The following is a 7,555-nucleotide window of genomic DNA, read 5'->3' on the forward strand; positions in this document are numbered from 1 at the left end:
AGGTCCGCCAGCAGGTGGCACCCGACCACGCCGCCCGGGTGCGATCCCGGAAGCAGTCGAAGGACGCCGAACCCGGGGCCTGAACCATCCGGGGCCCCCGGCCGCGCAGCTCAGCCGCCGACCCGACCGGTGGCTCCGCGCAGCGCCGTCGCCACCTGCCGCACGTACTGGGCGTACCCGTCCAGCGCCCGAGGCACCGAAGCCGCAACCTGCCCAAGGTTTATCTCGACGTATTCATGGGTGAGGATGTTGCGCAACCCGACCGAGGGCTTGAGTTCGTCCGCCAACTCAGCGGTGATGAAGCCCTCCTCGCGCATTCGGTCGAACCCCTGCCGATAATCCTCCGGAGGCAGGCCGCTCGCCGATGCAACGTGTGCGTTGATCTCGGCAGCGAGGTTGACCAACTGGGTCAGAACCCGTTCGACCTGCAGCCTCACGCCAAGATCAAGAAGATCCTCGGCCGAGGCGACTTGCAGGGAGTCCAGGTGATCCAGCAGCCGACGCATCGCAGTGAGCCGGCGCACCACGATGTCAGTGTCCACGCTCATGATGACAACTTCCTGACCAGTGCCTCACGCAACGGCCTGGTCTCGATGTAGTGGTTGATCGCGAAGATCTGCCGCTCGTAGAAGGCGGCGGGGGTGCTGGCGAACAGGACGCGACAACGGGTCAGCGCCCGATGCCGGGCAACCGGGCCGGCTCGGTCCAGATCCATCACATCGAAGTGATCACCCGGAACGACTTGGGCCAGTGCATCCAGGAAGGTGAGCAGGTCACCATCAGATCCATGGGTGAACGCGACGCCCAGGTCGATATCCCCCGGGGCGATCGCCTCCAGTGCACTGCCGAACAGCACGAGCAGATCCACCGAGCGCTCACGACAGAGCGATTCCAGCGCCCCGGACTCGACGGCCGCATTCAGGGCTGCCAACTGTCCATGGACCGTGATCATGTGCCCATGGTAGGGGCGGACTAAGGTGGGCGGCACCGCCGACCGACCCGCCGACGCGCGGGTGAACCCAGCGCACAGGATGTCTGACGTGACTCAACCAGCCGACGCCACCAAGTTCACCAAAGCCCGCCGCAACCGCACCTTCGCCGCCGGCGTGGCCGTCGGAGCGGCGGTCATGCTGGGCGCCAACCTCGCGATCGGCGCCACCGTCGATACCGCCGGCCCACAGCCGACGGTCACCGTCACCGCCAGCGCGCAGCCCGACCAGCCGTCCGACTCCGCGGCCCAGCAGGGTCTTGGCATCGACCTGTCCCGCCGGATCGACGGCGACCCGACCGCCATCGGCGCGGTGGACGCGCCGGTGGTGATGGTCGCCTACGCCGACTACCGCTGCCCGTTCTGCTCGCTGTTCGAGCAGCAGACCCTGCCAAGCATCGTCACCGACTACGTCGACCGCGGGCTGCTGCGCTACGAGTTCCGCGACATGCCGCTGTTCGGGCAGCACTCGGTGGACGCCGCGGTCGCCGGCCGGGCCGCCGGCAACCAGGGCAAGTTCTTCGAGTTCATGTCGGCGGTCTCGGCCAACGGCGTGGTCGAGGGCGGCCACCCCGACCTGCCGCGGGAACGGCTGATCAACTTCGCCGAACTGGTCGGCGTACCCGACATCGAGCAGTTCACCGCCGACCTGGACGATCCGGAGCTGCTGGCCGCAGTGCAGGCCGACTACACCGAGGGACGCCAGCTCGGGCTGTCCAGCGTGCCGGCGTTCCTGGTCGGCGACACCCCGGTGGTCGGCGCCCAGCCGATTGCGGTCTTCGAGCAGGCCATCAACCAGGAACTCGACCAGGCCGGCATCATCCGCTGATCGCACGCACATGATCGACATCGGGTTGGCCGGGGCGACGGTGGGCGGACTGCTGTCGCTGCTGTCGCCATGCTCGGTGATGCTGCTGCCGGCCTTCATCGCCTACGCGTTCGGCAGCGTCCGGCAGATCCTGGCCCGGACCGCGGTCTTCTACCTCGGCCTGGTGGCCAGCCTGGTGCCCCTCGGCGTCTTCGCGTCAGTGCTGGGCGGCCTGATCACCGCCAACCGGCAGGTGATGATCAACGTCGTGGGCGCGCTGATCATCGTCGCCGGTGTGCTACTGCTGCTCGGCGTCAGCATCCCGCTGCCGGGACGCCCGGCTGTGGCGTCCACCCGGCACGCAGTCGACCGCACCAGCATCGCGTCCACCTTCCTGCTCGGCACGGTCTACGCGGTGGCCGGGGTGTGCGCCGGCCCCATCCTGGGCTCGGTGCTGCTGGTGGCCGGACTGGCCGCCCCGCTGTACGGGGCGGCGTTGATGGCGTGCTATGCGCTGGGCATGTGCCTGCCACTGGTGGTGCTGGCGGTGCTGTGGGGACGCCTCGGCGCCCCGGCGATGGCCTGGCTGCGGCCGCGCACCGTCGAGGTCAGGGTCGGCCGCCTGACTTGGCGCAACTCCTGGATCACGATCGTCTCCGGCGTGCTGACCGTGGCGGTCGGGGTGCTGCTGCTGGCCACCGACGGCACCGCCCGGCTGGCCGGCTGGCTCGACGTCGGCACCCAGTTCGAACTCGAGACCGGCGCGCTGGCCGCCGCCGGGACGGTCGGCAACGTCTGGTTCGTCTTCGGTGCCCTGCTGGTCGTGGTGGCGGTGGTGCTGCTGGTCAATCGTGAACCGGCAGACGAAGACCGTGCCGCTTGATCAGCGCGGCATCGGGTACCTGCAACTAGTGTTGACTGGCCACAGCCAGTTCGGTTCGCGAGGGAGGCGGCCCCAGCCATGACGGACAAGGAAATGCAGCGCCAGATCATCGAGGCGCTCGAGGTGGTCCAGGACTTCGACGCTGCCCGCGAGGCCGAGCGCCGGGTCAGCTTCCTCGCCGAGTACCTGCAGGCCACCGGCACTCGCGGCCTGGTGCTCGGCATCTCCGGCGGGGTCGACTCCACCGTCGGCGGCCGGCTCGCCCAGCTGGCCTGCGAGCGGGTCCGGGCGGCCGGCGGGGACGCCACCTTCGTCGCGCTGCGGCTGCCCTACGGCGTCCAGCGTGACGAGGCGGACGCACTGGCCGCGCTGGAGGCGATCGCACCCGACGAGGAGTACACCGTCAACATTCAGGCCGGCACCGACGGGCTGTGGGACGCCTGCGTGGTGGCCGGGGTCAGGATCGACGAGGCCACCGACGACTATGTGAAGGGCAACGTCAAGGCCCGGCAACGGATGATCGCCCAGTACGCGGTGGCCGGCACCCGGAACCTGCTGGTGGTGGGCACCGACCAGGCCGCCGAGGCCGCGGTCGGCTTCTTCACCAAGTACGGCGATGGCGGCGCCGACGTGGTCCCGCTGTTCGGTCTGCCCAAGCGGCGGGTCCGCGACATCGGACGCCACCTCGGCATCCCCGACCAGCTGATCTCGAAGGTGCCGACCGCTGATCTCGAGGACGACCGCCCGATGATCCCCGACGAGGTGGCGCTCGGCGTGCGCTACACCGTCGTCGACGAGTACCTGGAGGGCGGCGACATCGACCCCGCCGACGAGGCCACGATCCTCGGTTGGTACCGGCGAACCGGTCACAAGCGGGCGATGCCGCTCAGCCCGGCCCGCTGGGAGGCTGCCCGCAACCGGTGACGCCCGCTGCGCTGGCCGCGTTGGCCGCGTTGGCCGCGGGCAGGCGTCGGTGAGATGATGCCCAGCGTGGCTGCTGACCGTCGAGGCGTGGGGTACGGGTTCCTTGCCTACCTGATATGGGGCATGTTCCCGCTCTACTTCCAGCTGCTGATCCGCTCGGGAGCCTTCGAGATCGTCGCCTACCGGATCGTCCTGGCGCTGGTCTTCTGCCTGATCGTGATCGCGGTGACCCGCGATTGGCAGCAGTTGGCCCGGCTCGGCAAACACCGTCGCTCGGTGGGCGTGCTGGCGATCGCCGGGCTGCTGGTCTCGTTCAACTGGACGCTGTACGTGTGGGGGGTCAACAACGGGTACGCCCTCGACGCCTCCCTCGGCTACTTCATAAACCCGCTGGTCAGCGCCGCGTTCGGGGTGGTGCTGCTGGGCGAGCGGATGCGGCGGCTGCAATGGCTGGCATTCGGCATCAGCACCATCGCGGTCGTGGTGCTGATCGTCGGCTACGGCCAGGTGCCGTGGGTGGCGCTGGGCCTGGCCACCACCTTCGGCGTCTACGGCCTGGTCAAGAAGAAGGTCGGGGCGGTCGTCCCGCCGCTGCCCGGGCTGACCATCGAAACCGCCGCCGCCACCCCGTTCGCACTGGCCTACCTGATCTGGCTCGGGGCCTCCGGGTTGAGCACCGTCCCGTTGGGCAGCGGGTACATGCTGCTGATTAGCCTCGCCGGGCCGCTCAGCGCCATCCCGCTGATGCTCTTCGCCGCCGCGGCGATCCGGATCCCGCTGAGCACCCTGGGCATCCTGCAGTACATCGCCCCGATCGGTCAGTTCCTGATCGGCTGGCTGGTGATCGGCGAGCAGATGCCGCTGGAACGGTGGATCGGGTTCGCGATCATCTGGGTGGCGGTGATCATCTTCATCATCGACGCGCTGCGGGCCGGCCGCGCCGGTGCTGCTGCTTCCCGCTGACCCGCGTCCCACCTAGTCTGAAACCCATGCTGATCTCCGCCTACTCGACCAGGCACGAGTACCGCCCGCACAACTTCACCGGCGTTGAGGCCCGCTCATCGCGAGGCCCGTCCGGCCCGGACCCCGAACTGACCGACCACCTCGCCGCCCTGGCCGACTACGTCCGCGACAGCACCGCCGAGGCCTGGACGCTGCGGGCGCACGCCCTGCTGCGGCACGTCACCGACACCCAACGCTGGTACCGCTTCGAACTCGACGAAACTGAGCCATTGCAGCTGACCCGGTTGACCGACTGGGCGGCCGACGCCAACGCCATCCTGCTGGTGGACGGCGCCCTGCTCGACGGGCTGGGCCGCCCGCTGCTCGCCGGGACGCACGGCGCAGCCACCGGCGAGGTGCCGATCACACCGGAGGCGGCCGACCGGGCGGCCGAGATCCGTGGCTGGCTGGCGTCCGAACGGCAGGTCAGCGTACCGGCCGAACTGGCACCGGTACGCAGCAGCAGTGAAGTGCTGGTCCGCCACGCCGAGCAGGTCGGCCTGCGTATCCTCGCCCTGGTGCTCACCGCCGACGTCGCCAGGTCGGTCGAGGCCGGCGCACCGGTCGACCCGGGTGCGCTGGCCGGCGTCTTCCCGCGCGCGTTCGCCGCGCTGTCTCCCGCCGAGCGCGAACTGCTCGACAACCAGGACGCCAGGCTCGCCCGCCGGCTCATCCCCCGCATCGAGGCCGCCCAGGAACTGCTGTGGGCGATCTCGCGGATCAGGTTCGGCTGGCCGACCAGCCCGTGCTCGATCGAGCGGGTCGAGCGGATCGTCCTGACCGGCGGCGAGCAGGAGTTCCTGCAGGATCTCGAAGTGCGTACCGAGCCCGAGTTGTTGAACGAGTACGAGTGCCTGATGTCGCTGGTCTGGGCGCTGGACGCGGCCCGGCGCGGGCAGCACCCGGTGATCCCCGAGACCCACCCGGTGGTGGCGGCGGAGCGGCTGGCCGCCTTGAGCTGGCTGCTGAACCCCGGCCTGGCCTGGGACGAAGCCGGCGGGCACGACCGCAACTTCTGGCGCACTCCGCCCGAAGAGGCTCCCGCGCCGGCCCCGGTCAGCGCACCTGCGGCAACCGCAACCGCCTCAAGATGGGGTTTACCACGTCGAAGAGCTCGGTGATCCGCAGCAGCCTGGCGATCACCAGGAAGATGGCGACAAACAAGACCCCGCCGGCCACCCCGGCACCGAACTGCCAGCCCCAGATCTCCGGCCGACCCATCCCCGACTCCGGGCCGCGCTGCCCCAGAATGATCGTCGAGGTCAGCCAGGCGGCCAGCCCGGCGATCGCCGCGGCGATGCCGAGCCTGATGTAGAGCAGCGCCACCGTACCCAACCCGTAGCTGCCGATCTGGCGCCGCGCATACAGCACGAACACGATGGCCAGCAGCCAGTTGCCCACGAACATGCCCGCAACGATGACCAGCATGCCCAACTCGAGCGGCACCAGGTAGGCCAGCAGCGTGAAGCCCACCTGCACGCCGGTGACCAGGCACTGCATCCACAGGTTCGTCACCCCCTGCTCGGAGGCGAAGCAGTACTGCTGCTGCAGCGTGACGATGGTGTAACCCATCATTGACGCGCACATCACCGCCAACAACATAGCGGTGGCGACGGCCTGCTCGGCGTCCAGACTGAAGTAGACCACCCGGATCGCCGGCACCGCCAGGGCGATCAGCGCCGCGCTGGCCGGGATGATGCCCAGGGCGGGCAGGGTCAGCCCGCGCCGCATCAGCTCCTGCATGTCGGTCATGCCGACGTCGGGGTCGTCGCGGCGCTGCCAGGCCCGGGCGATCTGCGGGAACAGCGCGGTGAGCAGCGAGACCGCCAGCAGCGAGTAGGGCATCTGGAAGATGCTGAGGGCGTTCTGGTAGCTGATGTAGCTGGCGATCGAGCCGTCGCCGGCGGCCGCCTGGTCGCGGATGTGGGTGGCCACCTTCATGATCAGCAGCCCGCCACCCTGGGCGATCAGCAGCGCCAGGAAGGTGAGGCTGGCGAAGCGTCCGAGCGCCCCGAAGCCGTGGCCGCGCAGCCCCCACCGGAAGCGCCAGCGAAACCCGGTTCGGCGCAGCGCCGGCACCAGGATGGCCGACTGCACCGCGATGCCCAGGGTCGCACTGCCGGCCAGCACCCAGATCATCGTCGCCGTCCAGGTCTGCGGGTACGGCTGCTGCCCCCACAGGACGAGGAAGACCACCAGGCCGGTGATCGCCACCACGTTGTTGGCCACCGGCGCCCAGCCGTAGGCACCGAACCGGCCGAACGCGTTGAGGATGTTGCCGAGCACCGCGAAGACGCCGTAGAACAGCACCTGCGGCAGGCAGATGTAGGCGAAGGAGATCGCCAGTTGCAGACCGTCCCCGGTCAGCGAGGTGAACACCCGCATCAGCACCGCCGCGCCCGCGGTGACCAGCACCGTGATCGCCACGATCAGGACGAACGCCGCAGTAACCAACCGGTCGACGAACTCCCGGCCACCGTCGGGGCGTTTCATCGCCTTGGTGATCTGCGGGATCAGCACCGCGTTCAGGATGCCGCCGGACAGCAGCACCAGGATGAAGTTGGGCAGGGTGTTGGCGGCCTTGAACGCGTCCCCGACGACCAGCGTGCCCAGCACCGCGGTCTGCAGCGAGGCGTTCACCATGCCGAGCACCCGGCTGACCAGGGTGCCGGACGCCATCAGGGCCGAGTTGCGGCCCAGGTTCTTGCGGTCCTCGCGGTCGATGCTGTCGACCAGCGACTCCGGCTCCGGCTCGTCGACCTGGGGTGCGGGGGTTACCGGCTCGGACGCGTACCTGGGGTCGGAGACCGCCTGGATCAGCCGGGTCTCGATCTGCGCCTCGAAGTCCTCGGTGGGGTACGCCTCGTACTCCGGCGGCTGGGCGCGACGCGGCCGGTGCCAGCCACGGCGGGCTCGAGGCGGGTGCGGGGCTGCGGCGTCTTCGGCGGAC

General features: G+C 69.6%; 8 protein-coding genes. 5 read left to right on the forward strand and 3 right to left on the reverse strand.

The window, feature by feature from the left end; all coding sequences use genetic code 11:
• Positions 1-110: 110 nt before the first annotated feature.
• Positions 111-548: a type VII toxin-antitoxin system HepT family RNase toxin gene (hepT, locus tag WBL05_RS02470; protein WP_424223507.1), complete on the reverse strand. Its 438-nt coding sequence runs from the start codon at positions 546-548 to the stop codon at positions 111-113.
• Complete coding sequence (locus tag WBL05_RS02475; RefSeq protein WP_424223509.1) at positions 545-952, reverse strand: hypothetical protein; 408 nt, start codon at positions 950-952, stop codon at positions 545-547. The genes hepT and WBL05_RS02475 overlap by 4 nt, the downstream gene beginning before the upstream one ends.
• Positions 953-1,040: 88 nt before the next feature.
• Between WBL05_RS02475 and WBL05_RS02480 the strand changes: the two genes are divergently transcribed.
• The 5 genes from WBL05_RS02480 (at position 1,041) to WBL05_RS02500 (ending at position 5,726) form a co-directional block, all read left to right on the forward strand.
• Entirely contained in the window at positions 1,041-1,817 is a 777-nt protein-coding gene (locus WBL05_RS02480; RefSeq protein WP_424223510.1) for a DsbA family protein, read from the forward strand.
• Between the two features lie 10 nt (positions 1,818-1,827).
• A complete protein-coding gene (locus tag WBL05_RS02485) occupies positions 1,828-2,679 on the forward strand; it encodes a cytochrome c biogenesis CcdA family protein (RefSeq protein ID WP_424223512.1) in 852 nt (283 codons plus the stop codon).
• A 78-nt stretch (positions 2,680-2,757) separates the two neighbouring features.
• Positions 2,758-3,603 (forward strand): ammonia-dependent NAD(+) synthetase, encoded by an 846-nt coding sequence (nadE, locus tag WBL05_RS02490; protein ID WP_424223514.1) that lies wholly within the window; start codon positions 2,758-2,760, stop codon positions 3,601-3,603.
• Between the two features lie 66 nt (positions 3,604-3,669).
• Complete coding sequence (gene rarD, locus WBL05_RS02495; protein WP_424223515.1) at positions 3,670-4,566, forward strand: EamA family transporter RarD; 897 nt, start codon at positions 3,670-3,672, stop codon at positions 4,564-4,566.
• A 26-nt stretch (positions 4,567-4,592) separates the two neighbouring features.
• Entirely contained in the window at positions 4,593-5,726 is a 1,134-nt protein-coding gene (locus tag WBL05_RS02500; protein WP_424223516.1) for a DUF4272 domain-containing protein, read from the forward strand.
• Here WBL05_RS02500 and murJ read toward each other — a convergent pair.
• On the reverse strand, positions 5,662-7,555 hold a 1,894-nt coding region (murJ, locus tag WBL05_RS02505; protein WP_424223518.1), incomplete at its 5' end, for a murein biosynthesis integral membrane protein MurJ. The two genes, WBL05_RS02500 and murJ, sit on opposite strands and share 65 nt — an antisense overlap.

The sequence above is a fragment of the Brooklawnia sp. genome (genome assembly GCF_049651565.1).
In the GTDB taxonomy this organism is placed as follows: Bacteria; Actinomycetota; Actinomycetes; order Propionibacteriales; family Propionibacteriaceae; genus Brooklawnia.